At 67.6% G+C, this 17,730-nt stretch carries 23 protein-coding genes and 1 pseudogene; 18 read left to right on the forward strand and 6 right to left on the reverse strand.

The genetic code is table 11. The annotated features are described in order from the left end of the window. Window positions 1-73: 73 nt before the first annotated feature. From PWS46_RS12955 to pnp, 6 genes and pseudogenes are all read left to right on the forward strand, one after another. Window positions 74-403, forward strand: coding sequence for a type II toxin-antitoxin system Phd/YefM family antitoxin (locus PWS46_RS12955; RefSeq protein WP_434615848.1), 330 nt, complete (start codon window positions 74-76; stop codon window positions 401-403). Further along, complete coding sequence (locus tag PWS46_RS12960; RefSeq protein ID WP_434615851.1) at window positions 400-777, forward strand: type II toxin-antitoxin system VapC family toxin; 378 nt, start codon at window positions 400-402, stop codon at window positions 775-777. The genes PWS46_RS12955 and PWS46_RS12960 overlap by 4 nt, the downstream gene beginning before the upstream one ends. Window positions 778-826: 49 nt before the next feature. Beyond that, window positions 827-1,294 (forward strand): annotated as a pseudogene (gene rbfA, locus PWS46_RS12965) (30S ribosome-binding factor RbfA); the annotation flags it as partial. Window positions 1,295-1,421: 127 nt separating this feature from the next. Beyond that, window positions 1,422-2,363: a tRNA pseudouridine(55) synthase TruB gene (truB, locus tag PWS46_RS12970; protein WP_085090773.1), complete on the forward strand. Its 942-nt coding sequence runs from the start codon at window positions 1,422-1,424 to the stop codon at window positions 2,361-2,363. Between the two features lie 14 nt (window positions 2,364-2,377). Next, window positions 2,378-2,647 (forward strand): 30S ribosomal protein S15, encoded by a 270-nt coding sequence (gene rpsO / locus PWS46_RS12975; RefSeq protein WP_085090536.1) that lies wholly within the window; start codon window positions 2,378-2,380, stop codon window positions 2,645-2,647. 349 nt (window positions 2,648-2,996) lie between these two features. Continuing rightward, window positions 2,997-5,108, forward strand: coding sequence for a polyribonucleotide nucleotidyltransferase (gene pnp, locus PWS46_RS12980; protein ID WP_434615855.1), 2,112 nt, complete (start codon window positions 2,997-2,999; stop codon window positions 5,106-5,108). Between the two features lie 107 nt (window positions 5,109-5,215). On the opposite strand, the gene PWS46_RS12985 is transcribed toward pnp, so the two are convergent. Both PWS46_RS12985 and PWS46_RS12990 read right to left on the reverse strand, forming a co-directional pair. Then, entirely contained in the window at window positions 5,216-5,752 is a 537-nt protein-coding gene (locus tag PWS46_RS12985; RefSeq protein ID WP_434615858.1) for a PIN domain-containing protein, read from the reverse strand. Window positions 5,753-5,762: 10 nt separating this feature from the next. Beyond that, on the reverse strand, window positions 5,763-6,113 hold the full coding sequence (locus PWS46_RS12990; RefSeq protein WP_434615861.1) for a hypothetical protein: 351 nt from the start codon (window positions 6,111-6,113) through the stop codon (window positions 5,763-5,765). 123 nt (window positions 6,114-6,236) lie between these two features. Between PWS46_RS12990 and PWS46_RS12995 the strand changes: the two genes are divergently transcribed. The 12 genes from PWS46_RS12995 to PWS46_RS13050 all read left to right on the forward strand — a co-directional run bounded on the left by PWS46_RS12995 (window position 6,237) and on the right by PWS46_RS13050 (window position 15,234). Further along, window positions 6,237-6,926 (forward strand): helix-turn-helix transcriptional regulator, encoded by a 690-nt coding sequence (locus tag PWS46_RS12995; protein ID WP_434615863.1) that lies wholly within the window; start codon window positions 6,237-6,239, stop codon window positions 6,924-6,926. A 114-nt stretch (window positions 6,927-7,040) separates the two neighbouring features. Then, on the forward strand, window positions 7,041-7,487 hold the full coding sequence (locus PWS46_RS13000; protein ID WP_434615866.1) for a VOC family protein: 447 nt from the start codon (window positions 7,041-7,043) through the stop codon (window positions 7,485-7,487). After that, window positions 7,484-7,963, forward strand: coding sequence for an EVE domain-containing protein (locus PWS46_RS13005; RefSeq protein ID WP_434615869.1), 480 nt, complete (start codon window positions 7,484-7,486; stop codon window positions 7,961-7,963). The genes PWS46_RS13000 and PWS46_RS13005 overlap by 4 nt, the downstream gene beginning before the upstream one ends. A gap of 233 nt (window positions 7,964-8,196) precedes the next feature. After that, window positions 8,197-8,943 (forward strand): heme ABC transporter permease, encoded by a 747-nt coding sequence (locus PWS46_RS13010; protein ID WP_434615872.1) that lies wholly within the window; start codon window positions 8,197-8,199, stop codon window positions 8,941-8,943. Between the two features lie 5 nt (window positions 8,944-8,948). Beyond that, window positions 8,949-9,194: a heme exporter protein CcmD gene (gene ccmD, locus PWS46_RS13015; protein ID WP_434615875.1), complete on the forward strand. Its 246-nt coding sequence runs from the start codon at window positions 8,949-8,951 to the stop codon at window positions 9,192-9,194. Further along, the gene (gene ccmE, locus PWS46_RS13020) at window positions 9,191-9,655 is read left to right on the forward strand and encodes a cytochrome c maturation protein CcmE (RefSeq protein WP_434615878.1); all 465 of its coding nucleotides are present in this window, start codon (window positions 9,191-9,193) and stop codon (window positions 9,653-9,655) included. Before ccmD ends, ccmE begins: the two co-directional genes overlap by 4 nt. Window positions 9,656-9,662: 7 nt before the next feature. Next, on the forward strand, window positions 9,663-11,657 hold the full coding sequence (locus PWS46_RS13025) for a heme lyase CcmF/NrfE family subunit (protein ID WP_434615881.1): 1,995 nt from the start codon (window positions 9,663-9,665) through the stop codon (window positions 11,655-11,657). A 13-nt stretch (window positions 11,658-11,670) separates the two neighbouring features. Then, on the forward strand, window positions 11,671-12,210 hold the full coding sequence (locus PWS46_RS13030) for a DsbE family thiol:disulfide interchange protein (protein ID WP_434615884.1): 540 nt from the start codon (window positions 11,671-11,673) through the stop codon (window positions 12,208-12,210). Continuing rightward, window positions 12,210-12,680, forward strand: a complete 471-nt coding sequence (locus tag PWS46_RS13035) for a cytochrome c-type biogenesis protein (protein ID WP_434615887.1) — start codon at window positions 12,210-12,212, stop codon at window positions 12,678-12,680. Before PWS46_RS13030 ends, PWS46_RS13035 begins: the two co-directional genes overlap by 1 nt. After that, window positions 12,680-14,101 (forward strand): c-type cytochrome biogenesis protein CcmI, encoded by a 1,422-nt coding sequence (gene ccmI / locus PWS46_RS13040; protein WP_434615890.1) that lies wholly within the window; start codon window positions 12,680-12,682, stop codon window positions 14,099-14,101. Before PWS46_RS13035 ends, ccmI begins: the two co-directional genes overlap by 1 nt. 134 nt (window positions 14,102-14,235) lie before the next feature. Next, window positions 14,236-14,811, forward strand: coding sequence for a Smr/MutS family protein (locus PWS46_RS13045; protein WP_434615893.1), 576 nt, complete (start codon window positions 14,236-14,238; stop codon window positions 14,809-14,811). A gap of 24 nt (window positions 14,812-14,835) precedes the next feature. Beyond that, window positions 14,836-15,234 carry a helix-turn-helix domain-containing protein gene (locus tag PWS46_RS13050; protein WP_295831553.1) on the forward strand — a complete coding sequence of 133 codons (399 nt, stop codon included), beginning with the start codon at window positions 14,836-14,838 and terminating at the stop codon, window positions 15,232-15,234. A gap of 204 nt (window positions 15,235-15,438) precedes the next feature. Here the strand turns inward: PWS46_RS13050 and PWS46_RS13055 are convergent, their stop codons facing one another. The 4 genes from PWS46_RS13055 to hisA are packed head-to-tail and all read right to left on the reverse strand — an operon-like array spanning window position 15,439 to window position 17,715. Then, the gene (locus PWS46_RS13055; RefSeq protein ID WP_295831556.1) at window positions 15,439-15,807 is read right to left on the reverse strand and encodes a histidine triad nucleotide-binding protein; all 369 of its coding nucleotides are present in this window, start codon (window positions 15,805-15,807) and stop codon (window positions 15,439-15,441) included. 30 nt (window positions 15,808-15,837) lie between these two features. Further along, window positions 15,838-16,191 carry a phosphoribosyl-ATP diphosphatase gene (locus PWS46_RS13060; RefSeq protein WP_434615898.1) on the reverse strand — a complete coding sequence of 118 codons (354 nt, stop codon included), beginning with the start codon at window positions 16,189-16,191 and terminating at the stop codon, window positions 15,838-15,840. Further along, window positions 16,184-16,969, reverse strand: a complete 786-nt coding sequence (gene hisF / locus PWS46_RS13065; RefSeq protein WP_434615901.1) for an imidazole glycerol phosphate synthase subunit HisF — start codon at window positions 16,967-16,969, stop codon at window positions 16,184-16,186. Before hisF ends, PWS46_RS13060 begins: the two co-directional genes overlap by 8 nt. Further along, window positions 16,969-17,715: a 1-(5-phosphoribosyl)-5-[(5-phosphoribosylamino)methylideneamino]imidazole-4-carboxamide isomerase gene (gene hisA, locus PWS46_RS13070; protein WP_109074916.1), complete on the reverse strand. Its 747-nt coding sequence runs from the start codon at window positions 17,713-17,715 to the stop codon at window positions 16,969-16,971. The genes hisF and hisA overlap by 1 nt, the downstream gene beginning before the upstream one ends. Window positions 17,716-17,730 lie beyond the last annotated feature (15 nt).

The following is a 17,730-nucleotide window of genomic DNA, read 5'->3' on the forward strand; positions in this document are numbered from 1 at the left end:
CGGAGCGGGCCGGGCGGTTCGTTTTCCGGACGTTTTCCGGACGAGGGAGTAAGGCCTACCTGGAGGTGACGCTATGGATCGTATTCCACTGTCCGAAGCCGATGGGCACATGGCTGAACTGATCGACCGCGTGGAGAATGGCGAGGAAATCGTCATCATTCGCGACGGGAAACCGGCGGTGAAGCTGGTGCCCATCGCAGAGATGACCGGCGTCTCCAATGCGGCCCGTCCGCGACTGCTCGGCCTTGCCAGAGGGAAAATCCAGGTTGCCGAGGATTTCGATGAAACGCCGGATTGGCTGATCGATGCCTTCCATGGGATCGATGCAGACAAGCCGCTGCCGGACACGGTGCTGCGTGACATCGACGCTGCAAAGGCTCGACGTGCGAAACCAGGCCAATGAAGCTGCTGCTCGACTCCCATGTCCTGCTGTGGGTTCTGGACGTGCCCGAACGGTTGCCTCCACTCGTGCATGACCTGGTTTCCGATCCGACCGTCACAGTCCTGGTCAGCATTGCGTCGCTTTGGGAGCTGCGCATCAAAGCGTTGAACGGAAAGTTGGAGGCGCCGGACGATTTGTCCGGATTGGCTTTGGCAAGCGGCTTTTCGCTGCTGCCTATCGACGTTCGTCACATCGGCCAATTGGAAAAGCTTCCGAACCACCACCGCGACCCTTTCGACCGGATGCTGATCGCCCAGACCCAGGCCGATGGCCTGACGCTGGTGAGCGCCGACCGAACCATCAGACTTTACGACGTGCCCGTTCTCTGGTCCTGACCCCGATCAGGCCGCCGCGGGCGCCAGACATCGACGAAAGACACGTACCATGGCCAGCAAGAAGCGCGGCGCGTTCATCGCCGGCAAGCCCCCGTCCCAACGGCAACTGCGCGTCGGCGAGGAGGTGCGCCACGCCCTTGCCGACCTGTTCCGCCGCGGGGATTTCCACGATCCGGAGCTGGCCTCGCTGAACGTCACGGTCACCGAGGTGCGGATCAGCCCCGACCTGTCCAACGCCACCGTCTTCTACTCGACGCTGGGCGGCGAGCGGATGGAGGAGGCCCAGGTCGCCCTGAAGCGGGGCGCCGCCTTCCTGCGCGGTCAGGTCGCGCGCATGGTCAACCTGCGCCATGCCCCGACGCTGAGCTTCGAGGCCGACACCTCCTTCGACTATGCCCACCGCATCGACAGCATCCTGCACAGCCCGGAAGTCGCCCGCGACCTGAGCGGCCATCCGCTGGGCCGCGTCAATGGCGACGACGACCATGACGAGGATGAGGACGACGCATGGGATGAAGAGGATGATCTCGGCCCCGACGAGGAGGACGAGGACGACGATCTCGACGACGACCAAGCCATGCTCGACGACGAAGAGAAGGGCGAGGAGAAGGGCGAGACCGGGGACGAGAGCCGGGGCGGCCGTCGTGGCTCGTAAGCGCAAGGGCACGCCGATCCACGGCTGGATCGTGCTGGACAAGCCCGAAGGCATGACCTCCACCCAGGCGCTGTCGAAGGTGCGCCGCCTGCTGAACGCAGAGAAGGCCGGACATGGCGGCACGCTTGACCCGCTGGCGACCGGCATCCTGCCGATCGCGCTGGGCGAGGCGACCAAGACCGTCTCCTATGCCATGGACGGCGCCAAGACCTACCGCTTCTCCATCCGCTGGGGCGAGCGCACCACCACCGACGACCGCGAGGGCGCGGTGATCGACCGCTCCGACCGGCGGCCGACGACCGACGAGATCCGCGCCGCCCTGCCCGCCTTCCTGGGCGAGATCCAGCAGGTGCCGCCGCAGTTCTGCGCCATCAAGATCGACGGCGAGCGCGCCTATGACATCGCGCGCGAAGGCGACGCGGTCGATCTGGCCGCCCGCACCGTGCGCATCGACCGCTTCGAGCTGGTCGAGGAGCCGGACGCCGACCATGCGGTGTTCGAGGTCGATTGCGGCAAGGGCACCTATGTCCGCTCGCTGGCCCGCGACCTGTCGGAAGCGCTGGGCACGGTCGGCCATGTCGGGCTTCTGCGCCGTCTGCGCGTCGGCTCCTTCACGCTGGACCGCGCGATTTCCCTGGACGAACTGGCCGCCATGGAGCAAGGTGCGGCCGTCGAACGACTTCTGTTGCCGATCGAGACCGCGCTGGACGACATCCCGGCGCTGGCCCTGACGGAAGCGGAAGCGCACCGACTGAGGCACGGCCAGACGGTGGCTCTCCTCACCCGGCAGGATCGTGACCGCCTGATGGCGGTTCAGGGTGCTGACGGTGGGGATGGCACCGTCATTGCGCTTTTCGGCGGAACGCCGGTGGCGTTGGCCCGTGTCGAGGGGGCGGAGGTCCGTCCGGTGCGCGTACTCAACCTCTCGTGATTTAGGAGACCCCGATGTCGATTACGCCCGAGCGCAAGCAGGAGCTGATCAAGGAATATTCCCGCGGTGAGGCCGACACCGGCTCGCCCGAGGTCCAGGTGTCGATCCTGACGGAGCGCATCAGCAACCTGACCGAGCACCTGAAGAGCCACAAGAAGGACTTCCACTCCCGCCGTGGTCTGCTGGTGATGGTCGGTCAGCGCCGCCGTCTGCTCGACTATCTGAAGAAGAAGGATCAGTCGCGCTACGCCGCTCTGATCGAGCGTCTGGGTCTGCGCCGCTAACCGCTGCGCCGTCCCGCCGACGGGTTCGGGTTCCCCTGGCCGGCCACCGGCCGGGGGTTTCCCTTCCAGTCCGGCGGACCATCGAAGCTGCTTTTCACCTGTATCGTTCCGGAACACCTCATTGGTTATTGGCAATAGAAACTCGATCTTGAGCGTTTCGTGACGGACAGGCCGGCCCGATCATTCGGGGACCGGCCTTTTTTGCATCCACGACACTTCTATCTCGATACGTTTAGTCCTGTTGTCGAACACCATATCTCCAGTTTTCTCGCGGGGTCCTACGACCGATGGCCCCGGCCTTGGGCGGCAATCCGGCCGTTGCAGGGTGTCGGATGGAAGGAAAGAATCCATGTTCACTGTTCATCGCAAAGAAATCGAGTGGGGCGGCCGCAAGCTGGTCCTGGAGACGGGCAAGATCGCCCGTCAGGCCAACGGCGCGGTTCTGGTCACCTATGGTGACACCACCGTCCTGTGCACCGCCGTCGCCGCCAAGGCGCCGAAGCCGGGCGTCGATTTCTTCCCGCTGACCGTCAATTACCAGGAAAAGGCGTTCGCGGCCGGCAAGATCCCCGGCGGCTTCTTCAAGCGCGAAGGCCGTCCGACCGAGAAGGAAACGCTGGTCAGCCGCCTGATCGACCGTCCGATCCGTCCGCTGTTCGCCGATGGCTTCCGCAACGAGACGCAGGTCGTCTGCACCGTGCTGAGCCATGATCTGGAGAACGATCCGGACATCGTGGCGATGGTCGGCGCCTCGGCCGCCCTGACCATCTCCGGCATCCCCTTCCTGGGTCCGATCGGCGCCGCCCGCGTCGGTTACAAGAACGGTCAGTATGTGCTGAACCCGACCATGGACGAGGTCGAGGACAGCGACCTGGATCTGGTCGTCGCCGGCACCGTCGAAGGCGTGCTGATGGTCGAATCGGAAGCCAAGGAGCTGACCGAAGAGGTCATGCTGGGCGCCGTCATGTTCGGCCACACCAATTTCCAGCCGGTGATCAACATGATCATCGACCTGGCCGAGGAAGCCGCCAAGGACCCGTGGGACCTGCCGGAGCCGGCCTATGACCGCAAGGCCCTGAAGGCCCGCCTGCGCGAGACCGTCGGGTCGGACGTCGAGGCCGCCTACACCGAGACGGTGAAGCAGAGCCGCTACGAGAAGGTCGGCGCCGCCAAGGCGAAGGCGCTTGAGACGCTGGCCGAGGAATTCGACGCCCAGTCGATCGGTTTCGAGTTCAAGGAGCTGGAGGCCGACATCCTGCGCGGCGCCGTCCTGAAGACCGGCCGCCGCATCGACGGCCGCGACACCAAGACCGTGCGCCCGATCGTGTCGGAAGTCGGCATCCTGCCGCGCGCCCATGGTTCGGCCCTGTTCACCCGCGGCGAGACCCAGGCGCTGGTCGTCACCACGCTGGGCACCAGCCAGGACGAGCAGATCATCGACGCGCTCGAAGGCGAATACCGCGAGCACTTCATGCTGCACTACAACTTCCCCCCGTACTCGGTGGGTGAAGCCGGCCGCATGGGCAGCCCGGGCCGCCGCGAGATCGGTCACGGCAAGCTGGCGTGGCGCGCCATCCACCCGCTGCTGCCGAAGAAGGAAGACTTCCCCTACACGCTGCGCGTCGTGTCGGAAGTCACGGAGTCCAACGGCTCCTCCTCGATGGCCACCGTCTGCGGCACCTCGCTGTCGCTGATGGACGCCGGCGCGCCGCTGGCCCGTCCGGTCGCCGGCATCGCCATGGGCCTGATCAAGGAAGACCACGGCTTCGCCGTCCTGTCCGACATCCTGGGTGACGAAGATCACCTGGGCGACATGGACTTCAAGGTCGCCGGCACCGAGGTCGGCGTCACCGCGCTGCAGATGGACATCAAGATCACCTCGATCACCGAGGAGATCATGAAGATCGCGCTGGGCCAGGCCAAGGACGGCCGCCTGCACATCCTGGGCGAGATGGCCAAGGCGCTGACCGGCGCCCGCGAAGGCGTCAACGAGAACGCCCCGCGCATTACCGTCATCAACATCCCGAAGGAGAAGATCCGCGACGTGATCGGCTCCGGCGGCAAGGTGATCCGCGAGATCGTGGAGCAGACCGGCGCCAAGATCGACATCGAGGACGACGGCACCGTCAAGGTCTCGGCCGTCGACCAGAAGAAGTCGGACGCCGCCATCGAGTGGATCAAGGGCATCGTCGCCGAGCCGGAGATGGGCGTCGTCTACACCGGCAAGGTGGTGAAGGTCGTCGATTTCGGCGCCTTCGTGAACTTCCTGGGCTCGCGCGACGGCCTCGTCCACATCTCCGAACTGGCGCAGCAGCGCGTCGGCAAGGTGTCGGACGTCGTGTCGCAGGGTGACTCGGTGAAGGTCAAGGTCATCGGCTTCGACGACCGCGGCAAGGTCAAGCTGTCGATGAAGCAGGTCGACCAGGCCACCGGCGAGGACCTGACCAAGAAGGCGGAGTGATCCGCCGGATCCGACTGCGGGATGGGCTGCGGCCCTCCCGCCGCTGGGTTCAAGAAAAAGGCGCCTTCCCGTGCGAGGGCGCCTTTTTTCTTGCCGTACGGTCGAACTTATAGCACGGGAAGCTGGCCGGACCGCAGCCACTCGACGGCGCGGAAGGGATGGGCGACGATCAGACGGCCCTTCGCGGTTTCCACCAACGCCACCCGGTCGACCTCAACCACGCGACCCTTCAGCCCCAGGAAATCGTCGAAGTTGGCGGTGACCAAAAGATGCGCGCCACCCGCAATGGCGGTGTCCACCACATGGGCATCCTCCTCGTCGCGCATGGGTATCAAACCAGTGCCACCGAGCGTGAGATGGGGTGCCATCCCGGCAGGACCCAGCCGGGCATAGCCGGCAATCGTTTCGACCAGCAGGTCCACCGTCGGACGCGGAACGCCCCAGTCCACTTCAAAGACCTTGCGCAACCGGCTGAGCATCCCCCACGACACGACCAACTGCAGCGGAAGATCAGCGGCCTGCCCGGCCCGGACCATGCCGACCAAAGTCTGGGAGGCCGTATTTCCGGCGCCTTTCCGGTCGGCCAGGAAAGCGGCGCACCAGATGTTCAAATCCAGGCAAAGGTTCAGGACGGGCTGCGCCATTGGGATGCGGTCACTGCGTCAGACGCACGGCTTCGGCCAGCAGGTCGTCCTCATCCACGGCCTCGCCGGCGGCCGGGACCCTTACATTTGTCATGTCACCGATAAAGCGGCGATGTGCCACCTCCCACTCGGCGTCCAGCGTCTTCCGTGTGATGGCACGGGTCAGGGTGTCGAGATCCGCCTCCGTCCCAAGCTTCTCAATCCGGCGGAAGGCAGCCCGGGCTTCGGACGGCAGCCGGGCATAAAAGCGGAGCGCCGCCGCAGCGATCTGAGCCGGCGACCGATCTTCCAACTCGGCGATCTGTTCCACGGCCCGCGCGGTTTCTTCGTCCGCATAGGCCGAAATGGTGCGGGCAGGCATGGCTTTCTCCAGAAACTCCGGTTTCTCCAGATATGACGCGACTGGGGTGATGCGACAAGCGGCATTCTTCCCATCCGGACAGCATGCTATGCAGAACCCTTCGAACCCGACCCCGCCCCGCCGATGTCCCGCGCCGAACGTCTCCTCGATCTGATGCAGGTTCTGCGGCGGCATCGTCAGCCGGTCAGCGGCAGGTCGCTGGCCGGCGAGCTGGGGGTCAGCCTGCGCACGCTCTATCGCGACATCGCCACGCTGCAGGCGCAGGGCGCGATGATCGAGGGGGAGCCGGGGGTGGGATATCTGCTGCGCGCCGGTTTCCTGCTGCCGCCGCTGATGTTCACCGAGGAGGAGCTGGAGGCGCTGGTGCTCGGCTCCCGCTGGGTGGTCGACCGCGGCGACAGCCGGCTGGGCGGGGCGGCACGCAATGCGCTCGCCAAGATCGCGGCGGTGCTGCCGCCGGACAAGCGGGAGGGGCTGGACGGCTCCGCCCTGCTGGTGGGTCCGGGCGAACCGATCGCCGCGGGGGATGCCGAATTGGCGACCATCCGAACCGCCATCCGGACTGAGCGCAAGCTGGAGATCGCCTATCGCGACCGCGACGGGTCGGAAAGCCGGCGCATCGTCTGGCCGTTCGCGCTGGGCTTCTTCGACCGGGTTCGGGTGATGGTCGCGTGGTGCGAGCTGCGCCAGTCCTTCCGCCATTTCCGCACCGACCGCATCCTGGCGCTGACCGCCGGCGAGACCCGCTATCCCCGCCGCCGGCAGGCGATGCTGAAGGAATGGCGCGCGGCCGAGGGCATACCGCAACGGTGACGGCATGCTGACGGAAACTGTCAGCATGTGGACTTAGTCTTGGCTTTGCCGGTGAGGGCGGCGAACGGAACGAACCGGCCGCCCCACCCCAATCCTTCAAGACCGGAGCCCACCATGACCGCCACCGCTGCCAATGCCTCCGCCGCCGCCCTCGCCCTCGATTTCGTCCTGCTCTACGTCGACAGCCCGGCCGCCAGCGCCGCCTTCTACGCCGACCTGCTGGGCCGGCCGCCGGTGGAGGCCTCCCCCACCTTCGCCATGTTCAAGGCCGGCGACGGGCTGATGCTGGGCCTGTGGTCGCGCCACACGGTGGAGCCGGCGGCGACCGCCCCCGGCGGCGGCGAGATCGCTTTCACCGTCGCCGACGAGGCGGCGGTGCGCGACCTGCACGCCGACTGGAGCGCCCGCGGCCTGACCATCCTGCAGCCGCCGACGGCGATGGATTTCGGTCATACCTTCGTTGCACGGGACCCCGACGGCCACCGTCTGCGCGTGTTCGCTCCCGATCGGGGTGAAGAGACCAACCAGCACGAAGCCAAGGCCGAACAGGTGCGGTCGTGAACGGCGGCGCGCGGACGGGCGTCCAGACGGCAGCGTGGATCGCAGTCGCCAGCGCCGAGCATGTGCGGCGCGGCCGGGCCGGCGGCTTCATGCAGGTCTGCCACGGCAAGGCGGCTCCGCTGCGACGCATCCGGCCGGGCGACCGGGTCGTCTACTACTCCCCCACCGACCGGTTCGGCGCGGCGGATGGGCTGAAGTCCTTCACCGCCATCGGCACAATCCTGCCGGGAGAGCCGTACCGGTTCGACATGGGCGGCGGTTTCGTCCCCTTCCGGCGCGACGTGTCCTGGTGGCCGGCCGAGGAGGCGCCGATCCAGCCGCTGCTGGACCGGCTGGAGCTGACCGCCGGGGTGCGGAACTGGGGCTATCCCTTCCGCTTCGGCCTGCTGCGGGTCAGCCTTGGCGATTTCGACCGGATCGCCGAGGCCATGAGGGCAGTGGGGCGGGCGGCGGTGCGGGAGGACATGGCGGCCTGATCGCATAAAAGTCACCGGCGGACAGGGATGAAAAGCCCTGCCGCCGGCGTCCGACAGGGAGATAAACAGGCTTCTGGAATCATTAGAGTTGCCTGATACCTTTGTATAAGAGTACGAACGAATGGCGATTCTTCCTGACCGAGATCAAGGCGAAACCCCTCGCAGTCCGCCATACATGCGCTTATATCGTCCGCAAGCCTGACCAAGGTCACCTGTACCGGGGCCATCGTTCTATGCATCGTTTCGCCAATCCCGCCCGCTTCCTGCGTCTTTCGGCCGTGCTGCTGCCATGGTGCGCCGGGGCGACCGTGATCCTGACGATCCTCGGGCTGTGGCTCAGCCTGTTCGGCTCGCCGCCCGACTATCAGCAGGGCGAGACGGTGCGGATCATGTACATCCATGTGCCCGCCGCCTGGATGAGCATGTTCATCTACACCAACATGGCCATCGCCGCCGGGGTGGGTCTGGTGTGGAAGCACCCGCTGGCCGACCTGTTCGCCAAGGCCGCCGCCCCCATCGGCGCCGGCTTCACCTTCGTCTGCCTGGTGACCGGGTCGCTGTGGGGCGCGCCGATGTGGGGCACCTGGTGGGTGTGGGACGCGCGGCTGACCAGCGTGCTGATCCTGTTCTTCCTCTATCTCGGCTACATGGCCCTGGTGAACGCCTTCGACGATCCGCAGCGCGGCATGAAGGCCGGCAACGTCCTGCTGCTGGTCGGCATCGTCAATGTGCCGATCATCAAATTCTCGGTCGACTGGTGGAACACGCTGCACCAGCCCGCCAGCGTCGTGCGCATGGGCGGTCCCAGCATCGACCCCAGCATGCTGACGCCGCTTCTGGTGATGGCCGGCGCCTTCACCGCCTATTTCGTGGCGGTCGTCATGCTGCGTGTGCGCACCGAGATCGCCCAGCGCAAAATCCAGACGCTGCGGCTTTCGGTCGCGGGTGACGGCGGCGTGGCCGACGGGATGCGGGGGTAAGGACGATGAGCGAATTCTTCCACATGGGCGGGTATGCCGCCTACGTCTGGCCGGCCTACGGCATCGCCACCCTGGTCCTGCTGGGCCTGCTGGCCGCCACCTGGAAGGGGCTGCGCAACGCCGAGGCGACGCTGAAGGCGCTGGAAAGCGCCCGCCCGGCCCGCCGCCGCACCCGCAATGGCTCCAACAACTCTGGCCGGAAAACGGCCGATCGGAACGCCGGAGCGCCGGCGGAAGCGAGCGAAGGATGACCCGCAAGAAACGCCGCCTCTACATGCTGGGCCTCGCCCTTCTCGGGCTGGGCACGGCGACCGCCCTGGCGCTGACCGCCTTCCAGGACAACATCGTCTTCTTCTACAGCCCCAGCCAGCTGCAGACCCAGCATGTGGGCGACCGCAATTTCCGCCTGGGCGGGTTGGTCGAGGAAGGCAGCGTCAAGAAGCAGCCGGACGGCGTCACCACCGCCTTCCGCGTCACCGACACCGCCAACACGGTGGACGTCCGCTATCGCGGCCAGCTGCCCGACCTGTTCCGCGAGGGCCAGGGCGTGGTTGCCGAGGGCCGGATGACCGGCGGCGTCTTCGTCGCGCGCGAGGTGCTGGCCAAGCATGACGAGAACTACATGCCGCCGGAGGTGTCGGAGGCGTTGAAGCAGGCCGGCGTCTACAAGAAGCCGGCGGAGTCCGAGACCAAGACCGCGAAGAAGGAGTAGCGGGCCCGTGATCCCCGAACTCGGCCATTACGCGCTGGTGCTGGCGCTGTTCGTCGCGCTGGTGCAGTCGGTCCCGCCGCTGGTCGGCGCCGCCACCCGCAACACCGCCTGGATGAACGTCGCGGTGCCCGCGGCCATCGCCCAGATGCTGCTGGTGCTGATCGCATACGGCGCGCTGACCTGGGCGCATGTGGTGTCCGATTTCAGCGTGCTGAACGTGGTGCAGAACAGCCACTCGGCCAAGCCGATGCTCTACAAGGTGTCGGGCGTCTGGGGCAACCACGAGGGATCGATGATCCTGTGGATCGTCATGCTGACGATCTTCGGCGCCGCCGTGGCCGTGTTCGGGCGCAACCTGCCGCCGACCTTGAAGGCGCGGGTTCTGGCGGTCCAGGGCCTGATCGGGGTCGGGTTCCTGCTGTTCATCCTGATCACCTCCAACCCCTTCATCCGCGTCTTCCCGGCGCCGCTGGACGGCAACGACCTGAACCCGCTGCTGCAGGACCCCGGCCTCGCCTTCCACCCGCCCTTCCTCTATGCCGGCTATGTCGGCTTCTCCATGGCCTTCTCCTTCGCCGTCGCCGCCTTGATCGAGGGGCGGGTCGATCCCGCCTGGGCGCGCTGGGTGCGGCCCTGGACGTTGGCGGCGTGGTCGACCCTGACCATGGGCATCGCCATGGGCTCCTGGTGGGCCTATTACGAGCTGGGCTGGGGCGGCTGGTGGTACTGGGACCCGGTGGAGAACGCCTCCTTCATGCCCTGGCTGGCCGGCACCGCGCTGCTGCACTCCGCCATCGTGGTGGAGAAGCGCGACGCGCTGAAGAGCTGGACCATCCTGCTGGCCATCGTCACCTTCTCGCTGTCGCTGATGGGCACCTTCCTGGTGCGCTCCGGCATCCTGACCTCGGTCCACGCCTTCGCCGTCGATCCCAAGCGCGGCGTCTTCATCCTGGTGCTTCTGGCCATCGCCACCGGCGGCTCGCTGCTGCTCTACAGCCTGCGGGCGCCGTCCTTGAAGGCGGGCGGACTGTTCGCGCCGATCAGCCGCGAAGGGGCGCTGGTGCTGAACAACCTGCTGCTGTCCACCGCGACGGCGACGGTGTTCATCGGCACGCTCTATCCGCTGTTCCTCGACATCATGAAGCTGGGCAAGGTGTCGGTCGGCGCGCCCTTCTTCAACGCCACCTTCATTCCGGTCGCCATCCCGGTGGTGATCGCCATGGTGGTCGGTCCCTACCTGTCCTGGAAACGGGCGGACCTGGGGGCAGCGCTGAGCCGGCTGTGGGTGGCCGGCGTCGCCGTGGTGATCGCGGTCGCCATCACCGCCTATGTCAAGGCGGGCGGCGGACCGCTGATGGCACTGGTCGGCATCGCGCTCGCCGCCTGGGCCTTCGTCGGCTCGCTGGTGGAGTTCGCCGACCGCATCGCCCTGTTCCGCACGTCCTTCCGCAACAGCTGGAACCGCGCGGTGCATCTGCCGCGCAGCAGCTGGGGCATGACCATCGCCCATGCCAGCATCGGCCTGTCGATCCTGGGCATGACCGGCACCTCGGCCTGGCAGACGGAATCCATCACGTCGATGAAGCCGGGCGACCGGACCAGCGTCGCCGGCTACGAGTTCCACTTCGACAGCGTCGGGCTGGTCAACGGCCCGAACTTCAAGGCGGAGCGCGGCGTCTTCACGGTGACGAAGGAGGGACGGCCCATCGCCACGCTGGAGCCGGAACGCCGCAGCTACAGCACCACCCGCATGACCACCACGGAATCGGCCATCCACACCACGGTCTTCTCCGACCTGTATGTGGCGCTGGGCGACCCGACGCAGAACGGCACCGCCTGGATCGTCCGCATCTATCACCACCCGCTGGTACCGTGGATCTGGATCGGCGGCGTCGGCATGATGCTGGGCGGGCTGGTGAGCCTGACCGACCGCCGCTTCCGCATCGGCGCGCCCGAACGCCGCCGTGTGGCCGGAAAATCGGCCCCGCTGCCGGCCGAATGAGGACCAAGACAAGATGCGCCGCCTTCTGTACCTGCTGCCCTTCCTGCTGTTCATCGGGGTGGGCGTGGCCTTCTACCTGGGGTTCGAGCGTGACCCGCGCGACATCCCGTCGGCCCTGATCGACAAGCCGGCCCCGACCTTCGACCTGCCGGCCATTCCGGGGCAACCGGCCACCGGCGGCCTGTCCTCGGCCAAGCTGGAGGGCGACGTGACGCTGGTGAACGTCTTCGCCTCCTGGTGCATCCCCTGCAAGGCGGAGCATCCCGTCATCACCCGCCTGTCGCGGGAGCAGGGGGTGACGGTCTACGGCATAAACTACAAGGACAAGCCGGAGGACGCGCTGACCTGGCTGGCGCGCAACGGAAACCCCTATGCCGCCATCGGCGCCGACCAGGACGGCCGGGTGTCGATCGACTGGGGCGTCTACGGCGTGCCGGAAAGCTACCTGATCGACCGCAAGGGCCGCATCCGCTACAAGCATGTCGGCCCGCTGACCCCGCAGGTGGTGGAGGAGCAGATCCTCCCCATGGTCAAGCATCTGAGGCAGGGCTGATGAAGCGCCTCCTTCTCGCCGCCCTGCTGGCGCTGTCGACGCTCTCCCCCGCCCTGGCCGTCCAGCCGGACGAGGTGCTGAAGGACCCGGCGCTGGAATCCCGCGCCCGCGCCATCAGCCAGGAGCTGCGCTGCCTCGTCTGCCAGAACCAGTCGATCGACGACAGCAACGCGCCGCTGGCCCGCGACCTGAGGATTCTGGTGCGCGACCGGCTGAAGGCCGGCGACAGCGACGACAGGGTGATGGAGTTCGTCACCGACCGTTACGGCGACTATGTGCTGCTGCGGCCGCCCTTCAAGGCGACCACGCTGGTGCTGTGGATCGGCCCCTTCGCCGTGCTGCTGCTGGGGGCGGTCGGCACCTTCCTGTTCCTGCGCGGGCGGCGCGGTGTCGCCGCCGGCGCCGACACCGCTCCCCTGAGCGCGGATGAGCGGCGGCGGCTGGACGCCCTGCTGCGGAAAGACGACTGATGCTGTTCTGGATTTTCGCCGCCGTCCTGACCGCGGCCGTTCTGCTGCTGCTGGTGCCGCCGCTGCTGCGCTCGGCCGGATCCGGGCATGACCTTGTCCCTGGCCGCGAAGAGTTCGACCGCGAGGTCTATCGCGACCAGCTGGACGAGCTGGAGCGGGACCGGGCGCGCGGCCTGATCAACGACGCCCAGATGGAGGCGGCCAAGGCGGAGATCGCCCGGCGCATGCTGGCGACCGCCGAGAAGAACGGCAACGCCGGTGCGCCGGCGACGGCGCGCAGCGGGCGCCTGCTGGCGGTGCTGCTGGCGGTGCTGCTGCCGGTCGGTGCGCTCGCGGTCTACGGCTCGGTCGGCCGTCCCGACCTGCCGGCACAGCCGCTGGCCTCGCGCAATCTGGAGCAGGAGCGCGGCGGCCCGCCCAAGAGCGTGCTGGCCGCCATGGACAAGCTGAAGGCCCAGCTGGCGGAGAATCCCAACGATCTGCAGGGCTGGCTGATCCTGGGCCAGGCCTATGCCAAGATGGGCCGCAACACCGACGCGGCCGACGCGCTGCGCCACGCCGTCGCCCTGAACAAGGACGATGTCGAGGTGCAGGGCCTGTTCGGCGAGACGCTGGTCTCCGCCAATGACGGCATGGTGCCGGAGGAGGCGGTGACCGCCTTCGACGCCGTGCTCGCCAAGGAACCCAAGGACCCGCGCGCCCGCTTCTTCGCCGCGCTTGCCCGCTATCAGGCCGGCGACCAGCAGGGGGCGCTGGACCGCTGGAGCGCGCTGATGGCGGAATCGCCGGCCGACGCGCCGTGGGTGCCGGTCTTGCGCGACCAGATCCGCGAGGCCGCGGTGGCACTGAACCTCGACCCCGCCAAGGTGACGCCGCAGCCGCTGCCGCCGGAACAGAAGGAGCAGGCGGCGCAAGCTCAGCCGGGTGGTCCGCAGGGCGCACCCAACGCTCCGCCGAATATGGCCGGCCAGGACGAGATGATCCGCGGCATGGTCGCCAACCTCGCCGCAAAGCTGGACGCCGACCCGTCGGACGTCGATGGCTGGCTGAAGCTCGCCCGTTCCTATGGCGTGCTGGGCGAACCGGCCAAGGCGCTGGACGCCGCCCGCAAGGCGCGCGAGCGGGCGCCGGAGCGCGCCGACGTGCAGGTCGCCTACGCCAACGCCGTGCTGCAGACCCAGCCACGCAACGAGACGCCGAAGCCGCTGCCGGAAGAGGCCACCTCCGCCCTGCGTCTGGCGCTGAAGGCGGAGCCGGACAACAAGGACGCGCTGTGGCTGCTCGGCCTCGACGCCATGATGTCGGGCCGCAAGGACGAAGCGGCCGACCATTGGGGCAAGCTGATCACCCAGTTCAAACCGAGCGACCCCGAATACACCCTGTTGAAGGGGCGTTTGGACGCGTTGAAGGCCGGCGGCTGACGGCCGCCGCCGCCGCCGTCCTTTCTTGGGACATCTTTTCTTTCGCGTTGCGGCAACACACATTGACAGGGGCGGGCCGACGGGCTTTATCCGTCGGCACCGCCCTTTTCGTTTCCGCAGAAGGTTCCGCGCCGATGACCCGCAGACGACTGCCCACGCCCGACGAGCGGCGCCTGTGGCGGCTCGCCATGCGCGACGCCGAACCGATGCCGGGCCGCGCGGTCGAGGCAGAGCCGGAACCGGTGACGACCATGGCGGAACTGGTCGAGGAGCCGGTGGCGACCAGCCTCGCCCCGCCGCCGACCGCCCGGCAATTCCCTGCCCCGCCCCGTCCTGCCCGGCCGAGCCATCCGCCGCTGACGCCCGGTTCGACCGCCAACATCGACCGCCGCACCGGCGACCGCTTCCGCCGCGGCGAACTGGAGATCGACGGCCGCATCGACCTGCACGGCATGACCCAGGCCCAGGCGCACAATGCGCTTGCCGCCTTCGTCCACCGCGCCTGGAACGAGGGGCGGCGCTGCGTTCTGGTCATCACCGGCAAGGGTAGCTTCGGCGGTCTGGGCGTGCTGCGTCAGGCCACCCCCCGCTGGCTGGCGGATCCGGCCCTGCGCCCGATGGTGCTGGCGATCCAGCCGGCCCGGCCGAAGGATGGCGGCGACGGTGCGTTGTATGTCTTGATCAAACGGCGGCGCGACCGTAAGGACTGAGTCCCACACAGTCAGGGACTCCACATGACTCCGTTCGGCGAACGGGTCCGGTCGCTGCGCAACGCCAAGGGCGTGACGCTGAAGCAGATGGCGACCGACCTGTCCATCTCGTCCGCCTATCTGTCGGCCCTGGAACATGGCAAGCGCGGCCAGCCGTCGCCGCAGCTGGTCCGGCAGATCTGCGCCTATTTCGGCATCATCTGGGACGAGGCGGAGGAACTGGAACGGCTGGCGGATCTGTCGCATCCCCGCGTGACGGTGGACACCGCAGGGCTGAGCGCGAGAGCGACCGAGCTTGCCAACCGGCTGTCGGAACGCATCGGCGATCTCGACGAGGAGGGGATCGAGGCGATCCTGGCGATTTTGGACGCGGTGCCGCCGAAGAAGGGAACGCGGCGGCGGGTGGGGGTGCGGCGGCGGTAGGGAGTTGGGCGGGTGTCGGCTTCGATTGCCCCCACCTAGCCTCCCCCGCTGGGCGGGGGAGGGACTGCCGCCGCCTTCCCGAACAAGCGCTTATCCCCTCCCCCGCCCAGCTCTCGCACAAAGCTCCGCTTTGTGCTGACGCGGCAGGCGGACCATAGGTCCGCTGAGAGCGGGGGAGGATTAAGGTGGGGGTTTAACTTCGCCTCAAGCCTTCCCGATCATCCGACCCAGGTCGCGGCCGGCGAAGATGTGGATGTGCAGGTGCGGCACTTCCTGATGCGCGGCCTCGCCGCAGTTGGACAGCACGCGGTAACCGGGACCGTCGGCGCCGACCATGCGGGCGACCTCGCCCACCGCGCGGAACAGGCCGGCGATCTCGGCGTCCGACGCCTTGGCGGTGAAATCGTCCATGTCCATGTAGGCGCCCTTGGGGATCACCAGAACATGGGTCGGGGTCTGCGGCTCGATGTCGTGGAAGGCGAGCGCGTGTTCGGTCTCATGCACCTTCTTGCACGGGATTTCGCCGCGCAGGATGCGGGCGAACACGTTGTTGGCGTCATAGCTCTTGGCCATCGCATGCGTCCTCTTGCTGGGGGGTCCCGCTCAAGCCTTACGGGACTTCTTCTCGTCGATGCCGCTGGTGCCCTCGCGCTGGGCGAGCTTGCTCCAGACCTCGGCAGGATCCAGCCCGGTGTCGGCCCACAGCACCAGCAGGTGATAGAGCAGGTCGGCGGATTCGGCGGCCAGCGCCGCATTGTCGCCGCGCACCGCCTCCAGGATCGCCTCCACCGCCTCCTCGCCCACCTTCTGGGCGATCTTGGCGGTGCCGCGGCTGTAGAGCTTCGCGGTGTAGGAGGTTTCCGGATCCGCCCCCTTGCGGGCCAGAACTGTGGCGAACAGCCGGTCGAGCACCTCGGCCGACGGCAGGGCCGGCGCGGCGGGCTTCTTGTCACCCATTTGCGGTCTCCACGGCCTTGGCCGGCCGCACCGGGATGCCGGCGGCGCTCAGCGCCGCCTTGGCCTGCCCGATGGTGTAGGTGCCGAAATGGAAGATCGAGGCGGCGAGCACCGCTGTGGCGTGGCCCTCGCGGATGCCCTCCACCAGATGGTCGAGCGTGCCGACGCCGCCGGACGCGATCACCGGAACGCGGATCGAGTCCGCCACCGTGCGCGTCAGTTCCAGGTCGAAGCCGCTCTTGGTGCCGTCGCGGTCCATCGAGGTCAGCAGGATTTCGCCCGCCCCCAGCGATTCCATCCGCTTGGCCCACTCCACCGCGTCGATGCCGGTGGCGTTGCGCCCGCCATGGGTGAAGACCTCCCATTTGCCGGGAGCGACCTTCTTGGCGTCGATGGCGACGACGATGCATTGGGCGCCGAACTTCTCGGCGCCTTCGCGCACGAAGTCGGGACGGTGGATCGCCGCGGTGTTGATCGACACCTTGTCGGCGCCGGCCAGCAGCAGCTTGCGGATGTCGTCCACCGTGCGCACGCCGCCGCCGACGGTCAGCGGCATGAAGACCTGCTCCGCCGTCCGCCGCACCACGTCGAAGATGGTGTCGCGGTTCTCGTGGCTGGCGGTGATGTCGAGGAAGGTCAACTCGTCGGCCCCCTCGCGGTCATAGACGCGGGCCTGTTCCACCGGATCGCCGGCATCGATCAGATCGACGAAATTGACCCCCTTGACCACCCGGCCGTCCTTGACGTCCAGGCAGGGGATGACGCGCATCTTCAGCATCAGTCGGCGTCCTCGACGGCGGGGGCGGAGAGCAGGGCCAGCGCCTCCTTGGGATCGATCCGGCCGTCATACAGCGCACGGCCGCAGATCACGCCCTCGATCCCGGTATCCTCTTCCAGCTTCAGCGCCTTGAGGTCCTCGATGGAGGAGACGCCGCCGGACGCGATCACCGGGGTGGTCAGGTGGAAGGCGAGATCGGAGGTCGATTCCACGTTGACGCCGCCCATGGCGCCGTCGCGGTTGATGTCGGTGTAGATGATGGCGGCGACACCGCAATCCTCGAACTTCAGCGCCAGATCCAGCGCCTTGATGTCGGAGGTCTCGGCCCATCCGGCCACCGCGACATAGCCCTCGCGCGCGTCGATGCCGACGGCGACCTTGCCGGGGAACTCGCGGCAGGCGGCCTTCACCAATTCCGGATCGCGCAGCGCCACCGTGCCCAGGATGACGCGGCTGATGCCCTTCTCCAGCCACATGCCGATGGTGTTCAGATCGCGGATGCCGCCGCCGAGCTGGACCGGGATGGTCACCGACTTCAGGATGCTTTCAACCGCGGCCCCGTTCACCGGCTTGCCTTCGAAGGCGCCGTTGAGGTCGACCAGATGCAGCCATTCGAAGCCCTGGCTCTGGAACAGGCGGGCCTGTTCGCCGGGATCGGTGTTGAAGACCGTGGCCTGGCTCATCTCGCCGCGCAGCAGGCGGACGCAGGCACCGTCCTTGAGGTCGATGGCGGGATAGATGATCATCGCGGGCGTCTTCCT

This window comes from Azospirillum sp. B2RO_4 (assembly GCF_051124815.1).
GTDB lineage: Bacteria > Pseudomonadota > Alphaproteobacteria > Azospirillales > Azospirillaceae > Azospirillum.